General features: G+C 55.6%; 24 protein-coding genes. 21 read left to right on the plus strand and 3 right to left on the minus strand.

What is annotated here, in order from left to right:
• Positions 1-11: 11 nt before the first annotated feature.
• The 8 genes from mdcA (at position 12) to mdcH (ending at position 7,057) form a co-directional block, all read left to right on the plus strand.
• On the plus strand, positions 12-1,667 hold the full coding sequence (mdcA, locus tag QRN24_RS19270) for a malonate decarboxylase subunit alpha (RefSeq protein WP_044857564.1): 1,656 nt from the start codon (positions 12-14) through the stop codon (positions 1,665-1,667).
• Positions 1,667-2,524: a triphosphoribosyl-dephospho-CoA synthase gene (locus tag QRN24_RS19275; RefSeq protein ID WP_041162887.1), complete on the plus strand. Its 858-nt coding sequence runs from the start codon at positions 1,667-1,669 to the stop codon at positions 2,522-2,524. The genes mdcA and QRN24_RS19275 overlap by 1 nt, the downstream gene beginning before the upstream one ends.
• Positions 2,525-2,533: 9 nt before the next feature.
• The gene (mdcC, locus tag QRN24_RS19280) at positions 2,534-2,833 is read left to right on the plus strand and encodes a malonate decarboxylase acyl carrier protein (RefSeq protein WP_020884595.1); all 300 of its coding nucleotides are present in this window, start codon (positions 2,534-2,536) and stop codon (positions 2,831-2,833) included.
• The gene (locus tag QRN24_RS19285) at positions 2,826-3,659 is read left to right on the plus strand and encodes a biotin-independent malonate decarboxylase subunit beta (RefSeq protein WP_014171921.1); all 834 of its coding nucleotides are present in this window, start codon (positions 2,826-2,828) and stop codon (positions 3,657-3,659) included. The genes mdcC and QRN24_RS19285 overlap by 8 nt, the downstream gene beginning before the upstream one ends.
• Complete coding sequence (gene mdcE / locus QRN24_RS19290; protein ID WP_044857567.1) at positions 3,659-4,459, plus strand: biotin-independent malonate decarboxylase subunit gamma; 801 nt, start codon at positions 3,659-3,661, stop codon at positions 4,457-4,459. The genes QRN24_RS19285 and mdcE overlap by 1 nt, the downstream gene beginning before the upstream one ends.
• Before the next feature lie 122 nt (positions 4,460-4,581).
• Positions 4,582-5,541 (plus strand): AEC family transporter, encoded by a 960-nt coding sequence (locus QRN24_RS19295; protein ID WP_014171919.1) that lies wholly within the window; start codon positions 4,582-4,584, stop codon positions 5,539-5,541.
• Between the two features lie 2 nt (positions 5,542-5,543).
• Complete coding sequence (locus tag QRN24_RS19300; RefSeq protein WP_044857565.1) at positions 5,544-6,161, plus strand: malonate decarboxylase holo-ACP synthase; 618 nt, start codon at positions 5,544-5,546, stop codon at positions 6,159-6,161.
• The gene (gene mdcH, locus QRN24_RS19305; RefSeq protein WP_041162885.1) at positions 6,161-7,057 is read left to right on the plus strand and encodes a malonate decarboxylase subunit epsilon; all 897 of its coding nucleotides are present in this window, start codon (positions 6,161-6,163) and stop codon (positions 7,055-7,057) included. The genes QRN24_RS19300 and mdcH overlap by 1 nt, the downstream gene beginning before the upstream one ends.
• Here mdcH and QRN24_RS19310 read toward each other — a convergent pair.
• Together QRN24_RS19310 and QRN24_RS19315 are read right to left on the minus strand one after the other, a co-directional pair.
• Entirely contained in the window at positions 7,046-7,996 is a 951-nt protein-coding gene (locus QRN24_RS19310; RefSeq protein ID WP_014171916.1) for a LysR family transcriptional regulator, read from the minus strand. The genes mdcH and QRN24_RS19310 overlap by 12 nt on opposite strands.
• Positions 7,997-8,011: 15 nt before the next feature.
• The gene (locus QRN24_RS19315) at positions 8,012-9,916 is read right to left on the minus strand and encodes an ABC transporter ATP-binding protein (protein ID WP_014171915.1); all 1,905 of its coding nucleotides are present in this window, start codon (positions 9,914-9,916) and stop codon (positions 8,012-8,014) included.
• Positions 9,917-10,054: 138 nt separating this feature from the next.
• Between QRN24_RS19315 and kefG the strand changes: the two genes are divergently transcribed.
• The 4 genes from kefG (at position 10,055) to slyD (ending at position 13,310) form a co-directional block, all read left to right on the plus strand.
• On the plus strand, positions 10,055-10,606 hold the full coding sequence (kefG, locus tag QRN24_RS19320) for a glutathione-regulated potassium-efflux system ancillary protein KefG (RefSeq protein WP_020884601.1): 552 nt from the start codon (positions 10,055-10,057) through the stop codon (positions 10,604-10,606).
• Complete coding sequence (kefB, locus tag QRN24_RS19325; RefSeq protein WP_020884602.1) at positions 10,606-12,411, plus strand: glutathione-regulated potassium-efflux system protein KefB; 1,806 nt, start codon at positions 10,606-10,608, stop codon at positions 12,409-12,411. The genes kefG and kefB overlap by 1 nt, the downstream gene beginning before the upstream one ends.
• Before the next feature lie 13 nt (positions 12,412-12,424).
• Positions 12,425-12,625: a YheV family putative zinc ribbon protein gene (locus QRN24_RS19330; protein ID WP_270292940.1), complete on the plus strand. Its 201-nt coding sequence runs from the start codon at positions 12,425-12,427 to the stop codon at positions 12,623-12,625.
• 94 nt (positions 12,626-12,719) lie between these two features.
• Entirely contained in the window at positions 12,720-13,310 is a 591-nt protein-coding gene (gene slyD / locus QRN24_RS19335; protein ID WP_014171912.1) for a peptidylprolyl isomerase, read from the plus strand.
• A gap of 54 nt (positions 13,311-13,364) precedes the next feature.
• On the opposite strand, the gene QRN24_RS19340 is transcribed toward slyD, so the two are convergent.
• The gene (locus QRN24_RS19340; protein WP_020884603.1) at positions 13,365-13,583 is read right to left on the minus strand and encodes a protein SlyX; all 219 of its coding nucleotides are present in this window, start codon (positions 13,581-13,583) and stop codon (positions 13,365-13,367) included.
• A 237-nt stretch (positions 13,584-13,820) separates the two neighbouring features.
• Between QRN24_RS19340 and fkpA the strand changes: the two genes are divergently transcribed.
• The 9 genes from fkpA to QRN24_RS19385 all read left to right on the plus strand — a co-directional run.
• Positions 13,821-14,642: an FKBP-type peptidyl-prolyl cis-trans isomerase gene (fkpA, locus tag QRN24_RS19345; RefSeq protein ID WP_014171910.1), complete on the plus strand. Its 822-nt coding sequence runs from the start codon at positions 13,821-13,823 to the stop codon at positions 14,640-14,642.
• 166 nt (positions 14,643-14,808) lie between these two features.
• On the plus strand, positions 14,809-15,531 hold the full coding sequence (locus QRN24_RS19350; RefSeq protein ID WP_014171909.1) for a helix-turn-helix transcriptional regulator: 723 nt from the start codon (positions 14,809-14,811) through the stop codon (positions 15,529-15,531).
• Positions 15,531-15,917 carry a sulfurtransferase complex subunit TusD gene (gene tusD / locus QRN24_RS19355; RefSeq protein ID WP_086532956.1) on the plus strand — a complete coding sequence of 129 codons (387 nt, stop codon included), beginning with the start codon at positions 15,531-15,533 and terminating at the stop codon, positions 15,915-15,917. The genes QRN24_RS19350 and tusD overlap by 1 nt, the downstream gene beginning before the upstream one ends.
• Complete coding sequence (gene tusC / locus QRN24_RS19360; protein WP_047355657.1) at positions 15,917-16,276, plus strand: sulfurtransferase complex subunit TusC; 360 nt, start codon at positions 15,917-15,919, stop codon at positions 16,274-16,276. The genes tusD and tusC overlap by 1 nt, the downstream gene beginning before the upstream one ends.
• Positions 16,277-16,283: 7 nt before the next feature.
• Positions 16,284-16,571 carry a sulfurtransferase complex subunit TusB gene (gene tusB, locus QRN24_RS19365; RefSeq protein ID WP_014171906.1) on the plus strand — a complete coding sequence of 96 codons (288 nt, stop codon included), beginning with the start codon at positions 16,284-16,286 and terminating at the stop codon, positions 16,569-16,571.
• Between the two features lie 124 nt (positions 16,572-16,695).
• Positions 16,696-17,070 (plus strand): 30S ribosomal protein S12, encoded by a 375-nt coding sequence (gene rpsL, locus QRN24_RS19370; protein ID WP_000246815.1) that lies wholly within the window; start codon positions 16,696-16,698, stop codon positions 17,068-17,070.
• 96 nt (positions 17,071-17,166) lie between these two features.
• Positions 17,167-17,637, plus strand: coding sequence for a 30S ribosomal protein S7 (gene rpsG, locus QRN24_RS19375; RefSeq protein WP_003861706.1), 471 nt, complete (start codon positions 17,167-17,169; stop codon positions 17,635-17,637).
• Positions 17,638-17,733: 96 nt separating this feature from the next.
• On the plus strand, positions 17,734-19,848 hold the full coding sequence (fusA, locus tag QRN24_RS19380; protein WP_014171904.1) for an elongation factor G: 2,115 nt from the start codon (positions 17,734-17,736) through the stop codon (positions 19,846-19,848).
• A gap of 69 nt (positions 19,849-19,917) precedes the next feature.
• The coding region (locus tag QRN24_RS19385; protein WP_000031675.1) for a GTP-binding protein at positions 19,918-20,182 on the plus strand (265 nt) is incomplete at its 3' end.

Genomic DNA, 20,182 nt, shown 5'->3' on the forward strand with positions numbered 1-20,182 from the left:
GGAGGTTAATAATGTTATCTGGGCAAACACCCACCCGGCAATGGAACACACGACGCACCGAGAAAGCGCGTCGTCTGGCCTCCGTACCGGTGCAGGGCAAGGTACTGCCAACCGGCGATCTTGTCGCCATGCTGGAAAAACTGATCGCGCCTGGCGACAAAGTCGTTCTGGAAGGTAATAACCAGAAGCAGGCCGATTTCCTTTCACGCTCGCTGGCTGAAGTGAACCCGCAAATCGTGCATGACCTGCACATGATTATGCCAAGCGTGGGCCGTAGCGAGCATCTGGATATCTTTGAGAAAGGTATCGCCCGCAAGCTGGACTTCTCCTTCTCCGGTACCCAGAGCCTGCGCATCTCGCAGCTGCTGGAAGATGGTCAGCTCGAAATTGGCGCTATCCATACCTACATAGAACTCTATTCACGTCTGTACGTGGATCTCTCGCCAAACGTGGCGCTGATTGCCGGCTTTAAAGCGGACCGAAAAGGTAATCTTTATACCGGCGCAAGCACCGAAGATACCCCCGCGCTGGTGGAAGCGGCCGCGTTCCATGACGGCATTGTCATCGCACAGGTGAATGAGCTGGTGGACGACGAATGCGACCTGCCGCGCGTTGATATTCCCGGCTCCTGGATTGACTTCGTGGTGGTGGCCGACAAACCGTTCTTTATCGAACCGCTGTTTACCCGAGACCCGCGTCTCATCAAACAGGAACATATCCTGATGGCGATGATGGCCATTAAGGGCATTTATGCGGAACATCAGGTGCAATCCCTGAACCACGGGATTGGTTTCAATACCGCGGCGATTGAACTGCTGCTGCCGACCTACGGTGAACAGCTCGGCCTCAAAGGCAAAATCTGTAAACACTGGACCCTTAACCCGCACCCAACCCTGATCCCGGCGATTGAAAGCGGCTGGGTGGAAAGCGTGCACTGCTTCGGCGGTGAGCTGGGGATGGAAGAGTACATTCGTGCACGTCCGGATATCTTCTTTACCGGTGCCGACGGCTCTATGCGTTCCAACCGCGCCTTCTGTCAGCTGGCAGGCCAGTACGCCGTTGATATGTTCATCGGCTCAACCCTGCAGGTTGACGGGTATGCCAACTCCTCAACCGTGACCCGTGGTCGTCTCTCTGGTTTCGGCGGTGCGCCAAACATGGGCCATGACCCGCATGGTCGTCGTCATGCCACCCCGGCCTGGCTGAACATGATCACCGAACCTGATCCGATGCAGCGCGGTAAAAAACTCGTCGTCCAGATGGTGGAAACCTTCCAGGCAGGCGTGAAACCGACCTTTGTGGAAAAACTCGATGCTGTTGACGTTGCGAAAGCGTCCGGGATGCCTCTGGCTCCGGTCATGATCTACGGCGACGACGTGACACATGTGCTGACGGAAGAGGGGATTGCTTACCTCTATCGCGCAGAAAGTCTTGAAGAGCGCCGGGCGATGGTTGCGGCCGTCGCGGGGATCACCGATATCGGTCTGGGCGTCGATGCCAGGCGCGTGGCGCAGTTGCGCCAGAGCGGCAAAGTGGTTTACCCGGAAGATATGGGGATTCGCCGCACCGATGCCACCCGTTCTCTGCTGGCAGCAGGCAGCGTGTCAGACCTGGTTGAATGGTCTGGCGGTCTTTACAACCCACCTGCGAAATTCCGGAGCTGGTAATGAAACTTCTGCCCCAGATTCAGGTTGAAGGCGGTGCCGAATGGCTGGCGCGAACCGCCACGCAGTGTCTGATTGACGAAGCACAGTTAAGCCCGAAACCCGGTCTGGTGGACAGTCGGGGGAACGGCGCGCACCACGATCTGTCGCTCGCGTTGATGGAGCGTTCCGCGCGCAGCCTGACCCCCACGTTTCAGGCGCTGGCGCAACATAGCTGGCAGCGTCCGGCGGATATTGCGCTCAGGCAAACCATAGGGCGACTCGGCCGTGAAGGTGAGCAGCAGATGATGGCGGCTACCGACGGTGTAAATACCCACCGCGGCGCGATTTGGGCGCTGGGGCTGCTGGTCAGTGCCGTGGCGATGCTCGGTGGCGATGCCAGCGCGCAGGCGGTAGCGAATACCGCGGCACAGCTGGCGAAACTGCCCGATGACGCGGCGCCGAAAGTGTTCAGCAAAGGGCTACGCGCCACGCGCCGCTACCGGGTTCCGGGCGCACGTGAAGAGGCTCAGCAGGCATTTCCACACGTGATGCAGCGTGCTCTGCCGCGGCTTCGTCTGAGCCGTCTTAACGGCAGCAGCGAAACGTACGCAAGGCTCGATGCGCTGATGGCCATCATGACGTCGCTTACCGACACCTGCGTGCTGTCGCGCGCCGGGATGGCGGGGCTGGAGGCCATGCAGAACGGTGCGCGTGCGGTGCTGAGCGCCGGAGGATGCGCGACATCCGCAGGCCAGATGGCGCTGGCGAGATTAGACCGTCACATGCTGGCACTCAATGCCTCACCGGGCGGAGCTGCCGACCTGCTTGCCGCCACGCTGTTTCTCGATCGCATCGAAACGCCTTATTCAAAGCATTAAGAGGATGTTATGGAAAAAATCACATTAACCATGCCAGCGAGCCGCGCGTTAAGCGGCAAAGCGCTCGCAGGGGTTGTTGGTTCCGGGGATATGGAGGTGCTGTTTGCCGCCGAACCGGGCCAGACGTTAACCATTGATATCACCACGTCCGTCGACAACAGCCGCGGTCGCTGGGAGGCGTTATTCAACCGCCTGCACACCGTCAGCAGCCTGCCTGCAGGAAAACTGACGATCCACGACTTTGGCGCGACGCCGGGGGTGGCACGCATTCGTATCGAACAGGTTTTTGAAGGGGTGAGCCATGCGTGATGATCGGAGTTTTATTGAATTAAAAGCTCGCCAGCGTGCTCAGGCATTGCTGGACGACGGGAGCTATCGCGAACTGCTGGATCCTTTTGAAGGCATTATCTCCCCGTGGCTGGGGCCGCAGGGTATCGTTCCTCAGGCCGATGACGGCATGGTGGTCGCCAAAGGCACCCTCAACGGCCAGCCTGCGGTAGTGGTGGCGATCGAAGGTGCGTTCCAGGGCGGCAGCATGGGCGAAGTGTCCGGCGCCAAAATGGCGGCCGCGCTGGAGCTGGCAGCAGAAGATAACCGCAACGGGATCCCGACGCAGGCGGTACTGTGTCTCGAAACCGGCGGCGTGCGTCTGCAGGAAGCCAACCTGGGCCTGGCGGCCATTGCCGATATTCATGCGGCAATTGTTGACCTGCGTCGTTACACCCCGGTGGTCGGGATTGTGGCCGGGACCGTGGGCTGCTTCGGTGGGATGTCTATCGCTGCTGCACTGTGCAGCTACCTGATTGTCACCCGCGAAGCGCGTCTCGGTCTGAATGGTCCTCAGGTTATCGAGCAGGAAGCGGGAATTGAAGAGTATGACTCCCGCGACCGTCCGTTTATCTGGAGCATGACCGGTGGCGAAGTCCGCTATGAAAGCGGCCTGGTGGATGCGCTGGTTGGCGATGGCGTGAACGCGGTGAAAGCGGCGATGAACGACGCGATTGCCAAAGGCGTGCCTGCAAAACATCGCACCGATAACTATGACGATTACCTGAACCGTCTGACGAATTTCGACACCCGCAAACAGGCCGATGCCGAACAGATTAAAGCGCTCTTTGCCCGGGAGGTGAAATGATGACTAACTCAGTAAGCCGTGGCGAACTCTGGCTGCAAACACTCGCGCCGAACGCCAGACGCCTGGAGGGTTTATGCCCGTCCGTACAGGCGGCCGATGGTGAACTTAACGGTGAAACGGTACGTTTTGTTGCCGTGGTACCGGATGCCAACAACCACTTCCCGCGCGCGGCGAAAGGGGAAGTCGGTCTGCTGGAAGGCTGGACGCTGGCGAAAGTGGTGAGCGAAACCGTTGCCGCCGATGCCAACAGCGCCGTGAAGCGCCCGATCGTGGCGGTGATTGACGTGCCAAGCCAGGCCTATGGCCGTCGTGAAGAGGCATTTGGTATTCACCAGGCGTTGGCCGGCGCGGCGGCGGCCTATGCTAACGCGCGTCTGGCCGGTCATCCGGTGATTGGGCTTATCGTTGGTAAAGCGATGTCCGGCGCGTTTCTGGCGCACGGGTACCAGGCAAACCGCCTGATTGCCTTTAACGATAAAGGCGTGCTGATCCATGCCATGGGTAAAGAGTCTGCGGCGCGTATTACGCTACGTACCGTGGACGCGCTGGAAAAACTGGCGGCAACGATCCCGCCAATGGCCTATGACATTAGCAACTACGCCACACTGGGGCTGCTTTCCAACCTGCTGGACATCAGCAACCCGGATGCCCCTTCTGAAAACGATCTGATGCAGGTGAAAACCACGCTGCAACAGGCCATCCATGACGCTCGTCAGGACAACACCCTGAAAAACCGTCTCGGTGCTGACAATCGCCGCAGCTCTGCCCTCGTACGCGAACGCATGCGGGCAAGCTGGTAAGTAAAAAGAGACCTGCCAGATGCACTCCCCGCGGACGTAACCGTTACGTCCGCGCGGGAACCTGCATCCTGAAAATAATAATCATCGCGCCAGTGCTTAAACTTTTTTACTACAGGTGAATTATGACTTACGTAATTGTTCATGCTCTTGCACCGATTTTCGTCATCATGCTGCTGGGATTCTGGGCCGGTAAGGCAAAGATGGTCGATAACAAAAATGTCTCCCTGCTCAATATCTTCGTCATGGATTTTGCTTTGCCTGCCGCGCTGTTCAGCGCCACGGTGCAAACCCCGTGGACCGGCATCGTAGCCCAGTCACCGCTGATTCTGGTGCTGACCCTGGCGATGTGGATAACCTACGCGGCCATTTACTTCCTCGCGACCAGCGTCTTTAAAAAATCCCCACAGGATGCCGCCGTGCTTACGCTGACGGTGGCGCTGCCAAACTATGCCGCGCTTGGCTTGCCGATTCTGGGCAGCGTGCTGGGTGAAAGTTCTTCAACCTCACTGTCCGTGGCGGTCTCTATTGCCTGTGGTTCGGTACTGATGACGCCGTTCTGCCTGCTGATTCTGGAACGTGAAAAAGCGCGTGCCGAAGGCAATAACTCCGGTTCAACGCTCTCGATGCTGCCGGTGCTGATGTGGCGCTCGATTAAAAAACCGATTGTGATGGGTCCCCTGCTGGGTGTGATTTTGTCTGCTATCGGCATCAAAATGCCTGAACTTGTTCTGGCCGCCATTAAGCCACTGGGGCTTTCTGCAACGGCTGCCGCGCTGTTCCTGACCGGGGTGATCCTCTCTGCGCGTAAGCTGCAGATCAACACCATGGTGATTACCTCAACCGTTGCCAAGCTGCTGATCCAGCCTGCGATTGCCTGGGGTATCGTTCTGATCTTCGGTCTGCACGGCTCCGTGGCGATCACCGCTATCCTGATGATTGCGCTCTCAGCCGGTTTCTTCGGCGTGGTGTTCGGTAACCGCTTTGGTGTGCAGTCTCCGGATGCGGAAGCGGTGCTGCTGTTAAGCTCGGTACTGTGTATCCTGTCGCTGCCACTGTTTATCTCGCTGACTTCAGGAATGTAATCATGACCACAACATTACGCCCTCACGACCTCATCTGGCTTAACGCGCGTGACGCGCTGGAAGGCATCACTGACGACTGGGTGGATGCGGTATGGCATACCGGTTTGCCGGTGGTCGTGCGGCGTGATGTTGATAACGCTGGCCGTATTCCCGTTGGCGTACGCGGTTTACGCCGCGACCAGCGGGCGGCCGGTTGGGTGAAGCCAGACAACGTCGTGCGGGTGGTCTCACCCGAGGCGTTGAGCGTGACCGCCGATCTTCTGCGTTCACCGTTTGTGACTCAGCCACCGGTGCAGGTGGCGTTGCAACTTTCTCAGCAGGCATGGCCGTGGACGTGGGGAATTACGGGCAGCACGGGCTACGCCCTGGCGACCGGTATCCCGGTCATTCATGCCGACAGCGATCTCGATCTGCTGGTGCGAGCCCCTCAGCCTCTGTCGGCTGACGCTTTTCGTGTCTGGGCGTCACAGCTCAGCCGCGCGTTATGTCGGGCAGACACCCAGGTGGACACCCCTGAAGGCGGCTTTGCGCTGACGGAGTGGCTGCGCGACGGCAAAACGTTGCTGAAGACCCGCCGTGGGCCGCGCCTGGTGGCGGACCCGTGGCACAGGGAGGAGTGATGAAAATACTGTTTACCTTTCCAGGGCAGGGCACCCAGCATGTCGGTATGCTGCAAAACCTGCCTGGCACGACGCTGGAGCAGGCCCGCGAGGTATTGGGTGGCGAAGTCGATATGCTGGATACCGCGGCAGCGTTAACCCACACGCGAGCCGTTCAGCTTTCGTTGTTAATTGCCGGTGTTGCCTGGGCGCGTGAGCTTGAACAACGCGGCGTGGCACCGGATATCGTCAGCGGTCTGTCTATTGGCGCGTATCCGGCCGCGGTCATTGCCGGTGCGCTGGAATTTGCCGACGCGCTGAAGCTGGTCGCGCTGCGTGGCGATCTCATGGAGCAAGCCTATCCGCACGGTTATGGCCTGACCGCGATAATGGGGCTGACCCTGCCTCAGGTTGAAGCGTTGCTGGAAGGCACCGGAACGTATATCGCCAATTTGAACGCGGAAACACAGATTGTGATCGCCGGCACCGATGAGGGGATGGCGCAGGTGGCGAAACGCGCGCTGGCAAAAGGGGCTAATAAGGCGCATCGGCTGACCGTCAGCGTGCCTTCCCATTGCGAACTGCTGGCGGAGCCGGCGCACAAGCTGGTGGAGGCGTTCACATCCGTCACGCTCACACGCCCGCGCTGTGCTTACCTGAGCGGCAGCACAGGACGCGTGCTCTGGACGCCTGAGAAAATCGCGGACGATCTGGCGATGAATATGGCGCGCACGGTGCGCTGGCAGGAAGCGGTGATTTCTGCCAACGAGCGTGAAGCTCGGCTGGCGATTGAAATGCCACCTGGCGGTGTACTGACCTGCCTGACGCGTCAGGCGGCCTGGGAAGGGGAGTCAGTTTCGCTGGAGCGCAGTGGTGTAGACGTGGCGGTACACCTCGCTAAGCGGCTACAAAGGTAGGGTCTGCGCAGGGTCGGTGGCGATACTGCGGGCATACATTCGCCCTTCGGCTGCCAGTGCCCGCAGGCTGGGGTCTTGCTCGCGGTTGCGGGCAAACACAATGGCAATCAACTGCTGCATTTGATACGGCTGAGCCAGCTTCAGTAGCTGTACTGAGTTCTCATACACTTTCTTCATTCTGCCTGGCATGAGCGTAAAGCCCACGCCCGCCTGCACCAGACTCAGCATTGAGAAAATGTCATTTACGCGGGTGACGATTTCCGGTTCGAAACCGGCAATATGAAACGCTTCCTGAAACCCGGCGTAGGTGGCAAACCCTTCCGACAGCGCGACAAACTTCTGGTCTTTGTAATCACGTAAGTCGGCAGGCCCGCTGGTGTTCAGCGTGGCAGAGGCCGGTGCGGCAAGAAAAATGTCGTCATGGAACAGGGGGAGCACTTCCAGACTGTTGCGGTCGATATCGCTTTCGGAAATAGAGATGAGGATGGCGTCGAGCAAACCGTCGTCCAGCATACGCAACAGGGTCTCGTTAGAGCCCATCGTCAGATCCATCTCCAGGTCCGGACGGCGCAGTTTCATCCCCATAATCAGGCGTGGCACGGTTTCCAGCGTCAGCGAGTAGAGCGTGCCGACGCGCAGTCGTCCCTGGCCAACACCGGCCGTTTTGCGCGCTTCTTCCAGCCCGCGCGCCATTACCTGCATCACTTCCTGACAATATTCCAGCAGCGTCCAGGCTGAAGGCAGCGCAATGAGATTGCGACCTTTGTGCGTAAAGAGCGGGCAGCGCACATTTTCTTCGAGAGTATGCAGCGCGCGGTGCACGCTAACGCCGCTCAGGCCAAGCGCTTCGGCGGTACGGGCGATATTGCCCTTCTCCATAAAGGTCATGAAGATGCTGAGTTTACGAAATGTAATGTCGCTCGTGATATCGAAACTCATAACCCTCCCGGGGATTTAGTCGGCCTGCAGCATGGTTTCCAGCTGTTCCTGGGCGTCCAGCCACGCCATCTCGCACGCTTCGAGGCTGGATTTCGTCTTCGCCTGTGTCTGCAGGCAGTCGGTCAGTTCTGCCTTACGGCTCTGGTCATACAGACCGCTGTCACCCAGCTTCTCTTCAACGGTAGCCAGCAGAGCGTTAAGTTTCTCCATCTCCTTTTCGAGACGGGCAATCTCTTTACGCAGCGGCTGGGTTTGAGTACGCAGTTCCGCTTCACGGCGCTTCTGGTCTTTACGCGCCTGGGCGCTGTTGGCGTTATCTTTCGACGAGTCATCCGGCTGGTTTTCCTGCTTCTGCACGTCCGTCAGCCACTGCTGATAGTCTTCCAGATCGCCATCGAACGGCTCGACTTTGCCATCGTGCACTAAATAGAGATCGTCCGTTGTGGAGCGGATCAGGTGACGATCGTGCGAGACGACAACCAGCGCGCCTTCAAACTCAATTAACGCTTCGGTCAGCGCCTGACGCATGTCGAGATCGAGGTGGTTTGTAGGTTCATCGAGCAGCAGCAGGTTCGGACGCTGCCAGACGATAAGCGCCAGCACCAGACGCGCTTTCTCGCCGCCGGAGAAACGTTCGGTGTTTTCGGTGACTTTATCGCCCTGGAAGCCAAAGCCGCCAAGGTAATCGCGCAGCTTCTGCTCCATCTCCTGCGGCGCCAGTCGCGCGAGGTGTTGGATGGGCGATTCATCCGCGCGTAAGAATTCCAGCTGATGCTGGGCGAAGTAGCCAAGCTTAATGCCTTTTGCCAGGCCGATCTCGCCGCTGACCGGGTTAAGCTCGCCCGCGAGTAGTTTAATCAGCGTCGATTTACCGGCGCCGTTACGTCCCAGCAGACCAATACGTGAACCCGGCACCAGGTTGAGCTTGATGGAGTCGAGAATAATGCGATCGCCGTAGCCAGCGCTCACCTTTTCCATCTTCAGCAGTGGGTTCGGCAGGCTCTCGGGCTCGCGAAAACTGAAGTGGAACGGGTTATCGACGTGCGCCGGGGCGATCATCTCCATGCGTTCCAGCATCTTGATGCGGCTCTGGGCCTGCTTGGCTTTAGAGGCTTTTGCCTTGAAGCGGTCAACAAAGCTTTGCAGATGCGCCACGCGCTGCTGCTGGCTTTCGTACATCGCCTGCTGTTGAGCAAGGCGCGTCGCGCGCTGGCGCTCGAATGAGCTGTAGTTGCCGGTGTATTCAAACAGGCTTTGCTGTTCGATATGAATGATTTTATCCACCACCGGGTCGAGGAAGTCGCGGTCGTGGGAGATCAGAATCAGAGTGCCCTGATAGCTCTTGAGCCACTTCTCCAGCCAAATAACCGCATCGAGATCGAGGTGGTTAGTGGGTTCATCAAGCAGCAGCAGGTCGGAACGGCAAATCAGTGCCTGCGCCAGGTTAAGGCGCATACGCCAGCCGCCGGAGAAGTCGCTGACGGGGCGTTCAAGCTGTTCGTTGCTGAAACCCAGACCGTGCAGCAGGCTGGAGGCGCGGGAGCGAATGGTCCATGCGTCGATGGCGTCCAGCTTACCGTGGACGGTGGCGATAGCATGACCGTCATTACGCTCGTTGGCGGCGTTCAGTTCAGCTTCCAGCTTACGGTATTCACGATCGCCGTCGATAACATAGTCGAGAGCGGGTTCGCTCAGGGCAGGCGTCTCCTGATTTACCCAGGCAAGCTGCCAGTTGCCCGGATAGGTAAAGTTACCGCCGTCAGCGCTAATCTCGTTTTTCAGCAGCGCAAGCAGGGTCGATTTTCCGCAGCCGTTTTTGCCGACCAGACCCACTTTTTGACCGGGATTGATGGTGGCGGAGGCGTTATCCAGCAGGACGCGCACGCCGCGGCGAATTTGTAACGAGGAGAAAACAATCATAGAAGCGCCGTATGTTCCGACTATGTTAATTTGTCATTATGATAATGTAAGGTGTGGGCCATTTTCCGCACCGGGCCGCCATGGTAGCCCAAAACAACGACGATACACAAAAACAGAAACAGAACCGGGAGGGGAGTGATGTCTCAGACAGCGAAAGTGCTGCTGCTGTATGCCCATCCGGAATCTCAGGACTCGGTGGCAAACCGGGTTCTGCTTAAGCCGGCTACTCAGCTCAGCAATGTGACGGTGCACGATCTCTACGCGCACTATCCTGATTTCTTTATTGATATTCCTTACGAGCAGGAACTGCTGCGTCAGCATGACGTGATTGTGTTCCAGCATCCGCTTTATACCTATAGCTGTCCGGCACTGCTGAAAGAGTGGCTGGACCGTGTGCTGAGCCGGGGGTTCTCCAGCGGGGTGGGGGGCAACCAGCTGGCGGGAAAGTACTGGCGCAGTGTCATTACGACCGGTGAGCCAGAGAGCGCTTACCGCCACGACGGTCTTAACCGTTATCCCATGAGTGATATCCTGCGGCCGTTTGAGCTGACGGCTGCGATGTGCCGCATGCACTGGATGAGCCCGATTATTGTCTACTGGGCGCGTCGCCAGAAGCCTGAAGCGCTGGCGAGCCACGCCAGAGCGTATGGCGATTGGCTTGCATCACCGATATCGGCGGGAGGTCGCTAATGGAAGGATCGAATTTACTCCTGGCCGGCGTGCTGTTTTTATTTGCCGCAGTGGTGGCGGTTCCGCTGGCCGCCCGGCTGGGCATTGGCGCGGTGCTGGGCTACCTGCTGGCCGGGATCGCCATTGGCCCCTGGGGGCTGGGATTCATCAGCGATGTGGATGAAATTCTCCACTTCTCTGAACTGGGCGTAGTGTTCCTGATGTTCATCATTGGCCTCGAACTGAACCCGTCAAAACTGTGGCAGCTCCGGCGATCGATATTTGGCGTGGGGGCGGCGCAGGTCTTGTTCAGTGCCGCAATTCTGGCCGGGCTGTTAATGCTGACCAACTTCTCGTGGCAGGCGGCGGTGATCGGCGGAATAGGTCTTGCGATGTCGTCGACAGCGATGGCGCTGCAGTTAATGCGTGACAAAGGGATGAACCGCAACGAGGCAGGACAGCTGGGCTTTTCGGTACTGCTGTTTCAGGACCTGGCCGTGATCCCGGCGCTGGCACTGGTGCCGTTACTGGCAGGCTCTGGTGACGATCATTTTGACTGGGTCAAAATCTCCATGAAGGTGCTGGCCTTCGCCGGCATGCTGATTGGCGGACGTTTCCTGCTGCGGCCGGTGTTTCGTTTTATTGCCGCCTCTGGCGTGCGCGAGGTGTTTACTGCCGCGACGCTGCTGCTGGTGCTGGGCTCGGCATTGTTTATGGACGCGCTGGGGCTGTCGATGGCGCTCGGTACGTTTATCGCCGGGGTGCTCCTTGCTGAAAGCGAATATCGTCACGAACTGGAAACGGCTATCGATCCGTTTAAAGGGCTGCTGTTAGGGTTGTTCTTTATTTCGGTGGGAATGGCGCTCAACCTGGGCGTGCTCTATACCCATCTGCTGTGGGTGGTGATGAGCGTCGTTGTGCTGGTGGCGGTAAAAACGCTGGTGCTGTACGTCATGGCACGGATATACGGGCTGCGCAGTTCCGAGCGCATGCAGTTTGCCAGCGTCTTAAGTCAGGGCGGAGAGTTCGCGTTCGTGCTGTTCTCCACCGCCTCCTCCCAGAAGCTGTTTAAAGACGATCAGATGGCGCTGTTGCTGGTGACGGTCACGCTGTCGATGATGACCACCCCGCTGCTCATCAGGCTGGTGGATAAGCTGCTCTCACGGCGCTTAAATCCGACAGAGGATGAAGATGAGATGCCGTGGGTGGAGGATGATAAGCCGCAGGTGATTGTGGTGGGCTTTGGCCGCTTTGGGCAGGTGATTGGACGTCTGCTGATGGCGAACAAAATGCGCATTACGGTACTGGAGCGCGATATCAGCGCGGTGAACCTGATGCGTAAATACGGCTACAAGGTTTACTACGGCGACGCGACCCAGCTCGAACTGTTGCGTTCAGCGGGGGCAGAAGCAGCAGAATCCATCGTGATTACCTGCAACGATCCGGAAGATACGATGAAGCTGGTGGAACTGTGCCAGCAGCATTTCCCGCATCTGCATATTCTGGCGCGTGCGCGTGGACGTGTTGAAGCGCACGAACTGCTGCAGGCAGGTGTGAAGCACTTCTCCCGTGAGACATTTTCCAGTGCGCTGGAGTTGGGACGTAAAGCGCTGATTTCGCTGGGCATGCATCCTCATCAGGCTCAGCGGGCCCAGATGCATTTTCGCCGGCTGGACATGCGAATGCTGCGCGAATTAATGCCGGTACACTCTGATACGGCGCAGATCTCCCGCGTGCGGGAAGCGCGTCGCGAGCTGGAAGAAATTTTCCAGCGAGAGATGCAACAGGAACGACGCCAGCTCGATGGCTGGGATGAATTTGAATAAAGGGTAACGAAAGATGGCTGTACGTAAACGCTTTATTGCGGGCGCAAAATGCCCGAGCTGCCAGGCGCAAGATACGCTGGCGATGTGGCGGGAAAATAATATTGATGTCGTAGAGTGTGTTAAGTGCGGTCATCAGATGCGCGAAGCGGATAAAGAAGCCCGCGATCATGTTCGCAATGAAGAGCAAGTTATCGGGATTTTTCATCCGGACTAGCGATATGCCCTGAGTTTTTTTAAGCTAAAGGGTACACGGGTGCAGATTTCCGCTACAATCTGCGCCAGCAATTTTCCCTTGCTCAGGAGATATCATGAAAGTAGCAAAAGACCTGGTGGTCAGCCTGGCCTATCAGGTACGTACAGAAGACGGTGTGTTGGTTGATGAGTCTCCGGTGAGTGCGCCGCTTGACTACCTGCATGGTCACGGTTCCCTGATTTCCGGCCTGGAAAACGCGCTGGAAGGTCACGACGTTGGCGACAAATTCGACGTTGCTGTTGGCGCGAACGACGCTTACGGTCAGTACGACGACAACCTGGTGCAGCGCGTTCCTAAAGACGTGTTCATGGGCGTTGACGAACTGCAGGTTGGCATGCGCTTCCTGGCGGAAACTGACCAGGGTCCGGTTCCTGTTGAAATCACTGAAGTGGAAGACGACCACGTTGTGGTTGACGGCAACCACATGCTGGCTGGCCAGAACCTGAAATTCAACGTAGAAGTTGTTGCGATCCGTGAAGCGACCGAAGAAGAGCTGGCTCATGGCCACGTTCACGGTGCGCACGGTCACGACCATGACCACGATCACGGCCACGACGGCTGCTGTGGTGGTCACGGCCACGATCACGACCATGGTCACGACCACGGTAAAGGTGGTTGCGGTAACGGCGGCTGCGGTTGCCACTAATTCCGTTCTGCGGAAAATAAAAAAGCGGGATAATAATCCCGCTTTTTTTACGCCTCAATAATGAGGTGGTGGCGTCTCTTCTGACTGAGAGGCAATATGTGACGGCTGTGTGGCCTTCAGTTTGTCCGTCAGCAGGCGCATGAGATCCCGCAGTTTCGCCATTTCCAGTTCATGTGCGGTCACGGTCTGGTTTAGCTCTTCGATGGTGATGTCCTGAAAAGCCAGGCGGCTTTCCAGCTCAGCCATTCTCGCTTCTAACATTGTGTCCTTCATCATTCACCTCGTTGTATCTCATTAACCACAATCGGCCAGCGGCGGCGAAGTTTAACTGAGTTTATCCTTAAGTTCAGTATCTATCCCCTTGGCAAGAAACTTATTTAAACAAAAATAGTCTGAAAAGTGGCGAGAATCGGGAGAGTCTGTCTGTAGATTTCTTCCGCAACGTTTTATAGTACGTAACTCATTTACGTTTAACGCTGGGGTGAGAGTCCCCAGGCCCTGGAGATATGGATGAAATCACTGTTTAAAGTAACGCTGCTGGCGACGACGATGGCTGTTGCGCTGAACGCGCCGCTGTCCTTCGCTGCTGATACTGCTGCGAAGCCTGCTGCAACTGCAGACAGCAAAGCGGCGTTCAAAAATGACGACCAGAAATCCGCCTACGCACTTGGCGCATCTCTGGGTCGTTACATGGAAAACTCTCTGAAAGAACAAGAGAAACTGGGCATTAAACTGGACAAAGCTCAGCTGATCGCGGGCGTTCAGGACGCATTTGCAGATAAGAGCAAACTGTCTGACCAGGAAATTGAACAGACTCTGCAGGCGTTCGAAGCACGTGTAAAAGGTGCCGCTCAGACTAAGATGGAAGCGGATGCAAAAGACAACGAAGCGAAAGGCAAAGCCTACCGCGATACCTTTGCTAAAGAGAAGGGCGTGAAAACCTCCTCTACGGGTCTGGTGTACAAAGTTGAGAAAGAAGGTACCGGTGATGCGCCTAAAGACAGCGATACTGTCGTGGTTAACTACAAAGGTACGCTGATCGACGGTAAAGAGTTCGATAACTCTTACACCCGTGGTGAGCCTCTCTCCTTCCGTCTGGATGGTGTGATCCCAGGCTGGACTGAAGGTCTGAAAAACATCAAGAAAGGTGGCAAGATCAAACTGGTTATTCCACCGGATCTGGCATATGGCAAAACCGGCGTTCCAGGTATCCCTGCTAACTCTACCCTGGTCTTTGACGTAGAGCTGCTGGACATCAAGCCAGCGCCGAAAGCTGATGCGAAACCAGAAGCGCAGGCAGAACAGAAAGCTGCGACAGACGCGAAGAAGTAATGGAATGAAAACCGCCGCCTTTAAGGCGGCGGTTTTTTTTATTGTGGGGCAGATATAATTAACACTGGAAAGCGTTATGCACGCTGTATTAATTTAGTTGTCCGTGTAGATAATGAGCCTGCCCTGAAAACCTAACGACAGGCTCCTGAAAAGGAGTGTTTTTTTCATGTCCAGGTCGCTTTTAACCAACGAAACCAGTGAACTTGATTTACTGGATCAACGTCCTTTCGACCAGACCGACTTCGATATTCTGAAATCCTACGAGGCGGTAGTGGACGGGTTAGCGATGCTCATTGGGTCCCACTGCGAAATCGTATTGCACTCCCTGCAAGATCTTAAGTGTTCCGCCATCCGCATTGCTAATGGTGAGCATACTGGCCGTAAAATTGGTTCGCCAATCACCGACCTTGCATTGCGTATGCTGCATGACATGACCGGCGCGGACAGCAGCGTCTCCAAATGTTATTTCACCCGCGCCAAAAGCGGCGTACTGATGAAATCAGAAACCATCGCGATTCGAAATCGCGAGCATCGCGTGATCGGTCTGTTGTGCATCAACATGAACCTTGATGTGCCGTTCTCGCAAATCATGAGCACTTTCATACCGCCTGAAACGCCGGACGTTGGCTCCTCAGTTAACTTTGCCTCCTCGGTTGAAGATCTGGTGACGCAGACGCTTGAGTTCACTATCGAAGAGGTGAATGCCGATCGCAACGTATCGAACAACGCCAAGAATCGTCAGATCGTGCTGAATCTCTATGAGAAAGGGATTTTTGACATCAAAGACGCCATTAACCAGGTGGCCGATCGCCTGAACATTTCCAAGCATACGGTCTACCTCTACATCCGCCAGTTCAAAAGCGGTGATTTCCAGGGGCAAGACAAGTAATGCGTTTTTCGCTGATGGTGACAGGCCCGGCGTATGGTACTCAGCAGGCCAGCAGCGCGCTGCAGTTTGCGCATACGTTACTGGCTGCCGGACATGAGCTGGTGAGCGTCTTCTTTTATCGGGAAGGGGTGTATAACGCCAACCAGTTTACCTCACCGGCCAGCGATGAATTTGATCTGGTGCGCGCCTGGCAGACGCTGAACGAGACAAGGGGAGTTGCGCTGCATATCTGCGTGGCGGCAGCCCTGCGTCGCGGCGTGACCGATGCCACCGAAGCTGAACGTCTTGGCTTGCCAGGGGCCAACCTGCAGCCGGGGTTTTCGTTGAGCGGTCTGGGCGCACTGGCACAGGCTGCGTTAACCTGCGACAGAGTGGTGCAATTCTGATGAAACGCGTGGCGTTTGTTTTTTCATCTGCTCCGCACGGTAGTGCGTCCGGCAGAGAAGGGCTGGATGCGTTGCTCGCAACATCAGCGCTGACCGAAGACATCGGTGTCTTCTTTTTAGGGGATGGCGTGTTTCAGCTTCTGGCGGGCCAGCAGCCGCAGGCTATTCTGGCGCGGGATTACATCGCGACCTTTAAAGTGCTGCCGCTTTACGACATTGAAACCTTTTTTGTCTGCGCTGATTCTCTGGCTGCGCGCGGTCTGAGCGATAAGACGTCTTTCGTGCTGGATGTCACACTCCTTCCGGCCGACGCGCTGCGCAACCAACTTTCCCATTACGACACTGTTCTGAATTTCTGAGGCTGACATGCTCCATACCCTGAGCCGTTCACCGTGGCATTGTGATATCGACGCATTACTGAGCATGCTGCGCGAAGGTGATGACCTGCTGCTGATTCAGGATGGCGTACTGGCTGCGCTTGAAGGGAGTCGTTTCGTTGAAATTCTCAGCAATGCCCCCATATCCGTCTCTGCGCTGAAAGACGATCTTGAGGCGCGAGGTCTTTCTGGTCAAATTTCAGCCAAAATTGACGTGGTTGGCTATACTGATTTCGTCAATCTTACTGTGACACACGCCAGTCAAATGAACTGGTGATCCGAGATCGCTGTATATTTCTTGACACCTTTTCGACGTAGCCCTAAAATTTCGCGTCCTCATATTGTATGAGGTCGTTTTATTACGTGTTTACGAAGCAAAAGCTAAAACCAGGAGCTATTTAATGGCAACAGTTAACCAGCTGGTACGCAAACCACGTGCGCGCAAAGTTGCAAAAAGCAACGTGCCTGCACTGGAAGCCTGCCCGCAGAAACGTGGCGTATGTACTCGTGTATATACCACCACTCCTAAAAAACCAAACTCCGCACTGCGTAAAGTATGCCGTGTGCGTTTGACTAACGGTTTCGAAGTGACTTCCTACATCGGTGGTGAAGGTCACAACCTGCAGGAGCACTCCGTGATCCTGATCCGTGGCGGTCGTGTTAAAGACCTTCCGGGTGTTCGTTACCACACCGTTCGTGGTGCGCTGGACTGCTCAGGTGTTAAAGACCGTAAGCAGGCTCGCTCCAAGTACGGCGTGAAGCGTCCTAAGGCTTAATGGTTCTCCGTTAAGTAAGGCCAAACTGATTTATCTTAATGTCAAACTAAACTCGTAGAGTTTTGGACAATCCTGAATTAACAACGGAGTATTCCCATGCCACGTCGTCGCGTCATTGGTCAGCGTAAAATTCTTCCAGATCCGAAATTCGGATCAGAACTGCTGGCAAAATTTGTAAATATCCTGATGGTAGATGGTAAAAAATCTACTGCAGAAGCAATCGTATACAGCGCGCTGGAGACCCTGGCTCAGCGCTCTGGTAAAAATGAACTGGAAGCTTTCGAAGTCGCTCTCGACAACGTGCGCCCGACTGTAGAAGTTAAGTCTCGCCGCGTTGGTGGTTCTACTTATCAGGTTCCAGTTGAAGTTCGTCCGGTTCGTCGTAATGCTCTGGCAATGCGTTGGATCGTTGAAGCTGCTCGTAAACGCGGTGATAAATCCATGGCTCTGCGTCTGGCGAACGAACTTTCTGATGCTGCAGAAAACAAAGGTACTGCAGTTAAGAAACGTGAAGACGTTCACCGTATGGCAGAAGCCAACAAGGCGTTCGCACACTACCGTTGGTAATCCCTTCGGAGTATTAGTCACCAGGCGGGCGCTTCAGCGAAGCTGCCCGTCCTGGGTTACTTAACTGAACGCCTAAAGAAACAAACGAGGAATCAAATGGCTCGTACAACACCCATCGCACGTTACCGTAACATTGGTATCAGTGCGCACATCGACGCCGGTAAGACCACTACTACCGAACGTATTCTGTTCTACACCGGTGTAAACCATAAAATCGGTGAAGTTCATGACGGCGCAGCCACCATGGACTGGATGGAACAGGAGCAGGAGCGTGGTATTACTATCACCTCCGCAGCGACTACTGCATTCTGGTCAGGTATGGCTAAGCAGTACGAACCGCATCGCGTTAACATCATCGACACCCCAGGGCACGTTGACTTCACCATCGAAGTAGAACGTTCCATGCGTGTTCTTGACGGCGCGGTAATGGTTTATTGCGCAGTTGGTGGTGTTCAGCCACAGTCTGAGACCGTATGGCGTCAGGCGAACAAATATAAAGTTCCACGCATCGCGTTCGTTAACAAAATGGACCGTATGGGTGCTAACTTCCTGAAAGTTGTTGGTCAGATCAAATCCCGTCTGGGCGCGAACCCTGTTCCGCTGCAGCTGGCAATTGGTGCTGAAGAAGGCTTCACCGGCGTTATCGACCTGGTGAAAATGAAAGCCATCAACTGGAACGATGCAGACCAGGGCGTTACCTTCGAATACGAAGATATCCCAGCTGAGATGCAGGACCTGGCTGACGAATGGCACCAGAACCTGATCGAATCCGCTGCTGAAGCTTCTGAAGAGCTGATGGAGAAATACCTGGGTGGTGAAGAACTGACTGAAGAAGAGATCAAAAAAGCTCTGCGTCAGCGTGTTCTGAACAACGAAATCATCCTGGTAACCTGTGGTTCTGCATTCAAGAACAAAGGTGTTCAGGCGATGCTGGATGCGGTAATTGATTACCTGCCATCCCCGGTTGACGTTCCTGCGATCAACGGCATCCTGGACGACGGTAAAGATACTCCGGCTGAACGTCACGCAAGCGACGAAGAGCCGTTCTCTGCACTGGCGTTCAAAATTGCTACCGACCCATTCGTGGGTAACCTGACCTTCTTCCGCGTTTACTCTGGTGTGGTTAACTCCGGTGACACCATCCTGAACTCCGTGAAAACGGCGCGTGAACGTTTTGGCCGTATCGTACAGATGCACGCTAACAAACGTGAAGAGATCAAAGAAGTTCGTGCGGGCGACATCGCTGCAGCAATCGGTCTGAAAGACGTGACTACTGGTGACACCCTGTGTGACCCGGATCACCCGATCATTCTGGAGCGTATGGAATTCCCTGAGCCGGTAATCTCCATCGCGGTTGAACCAAAAACCAAAGCTGACCAGGAAAAAATGGGTCTGGCTCTGGGCCGTCTGGCGAAAGAAGACCCATCATTCCGCGTATGGACTGATGAAGAATCTAACCAGACCATCATCGCTGGTATGGGTGAACTGCACCTGGACATCATCGTTGACCGTATGAAGCGTGAATTCAACGTTGAAGCGAACGTGGGTAAACCTCAGGTTGCTTACCGCGAAGCGATTCGTGCGAAAGTTACCGATGTTGAAGGTAAACACGCTAAGCAGTCTGGTGGTCGCGGTCAGTACGGTCACGTTGTGATCGACATGTACCCATTGGAGCCGGGCTCTAACCCTAAAGGTTACGAGTTCATCAACGACATCAAAGGTGGTGTAATTCCTGGCGAATACATCCCAGCCGTTGATAAAGGTATCCAGGAACAGCTGAAAGCGGGCCCTCTGGCTGGCTATCCGGTTGTTGACATGGGTGTCCGTCTGCACTTCGGTTCTTACCACGACGTTGACTCCTCTGAACTGGCGTTTAAACTGGCTGCGTCTATTGCCTTTAAAGAAGGCTTTAAGAAAGCAAAACCAGTTCTGCTTGAGCCAATCATGAAGGTTGAAGTAGAGACTCCTGAAGAGAACACCGGTGACGTTATCGGTGACTTGAGCCGTCGTCGCGGTATGCTGCGCGGTCAGGAATCCGAAGTAACTGGCGTTAAGATCCATGCTGAAGTTCCGCTGTCTGAAATGTTCGGATATGCAACTCAGCTGCGTTCTCTGACCAAAGGTCGTGCATCATACACCATGGAATTCCTGAAGTATGATGATGCGCCTAACAACGTTGCTCAGGCCGTTATCGAAGCCCGTGGTAAGTAATCCACAGGATTAAAACCTAAGTCCCGTGCTCTCTCCGAAGGGGAGAGCACTATAGTAAGGAATATAGCCGTGTCTAAAGAAAAATTTGAACGTACAAAACCGCACGTCAACGTTGGTACTATCGGCCACGTTGACCATGGTAAAACTACCCTGACCGCTGCAATCACTACCGTACTGGCTAAAACCTACGGCGGTGCTGCTCGTGCATTCGACCAGATCGATAACGCACCAGAAGAAAAAGCGCGTGGTATCACCATCAACACTTCTCACGTTGAATATGACACCCCGACTCGCCACTACGCACACGTAGACTGCCCAGGCCACGCCGACTATG

The sequence above is a fragment of the Enterobacter sp. MEB024 genome (assembly GCF_030209635.1).
GTDB lineage: Bacteria > Pseudomonadota > Gammaproteobacteria > Enterobacterales > Enterobacteriaceae > Enterobacter > Enterobacter ludwigii.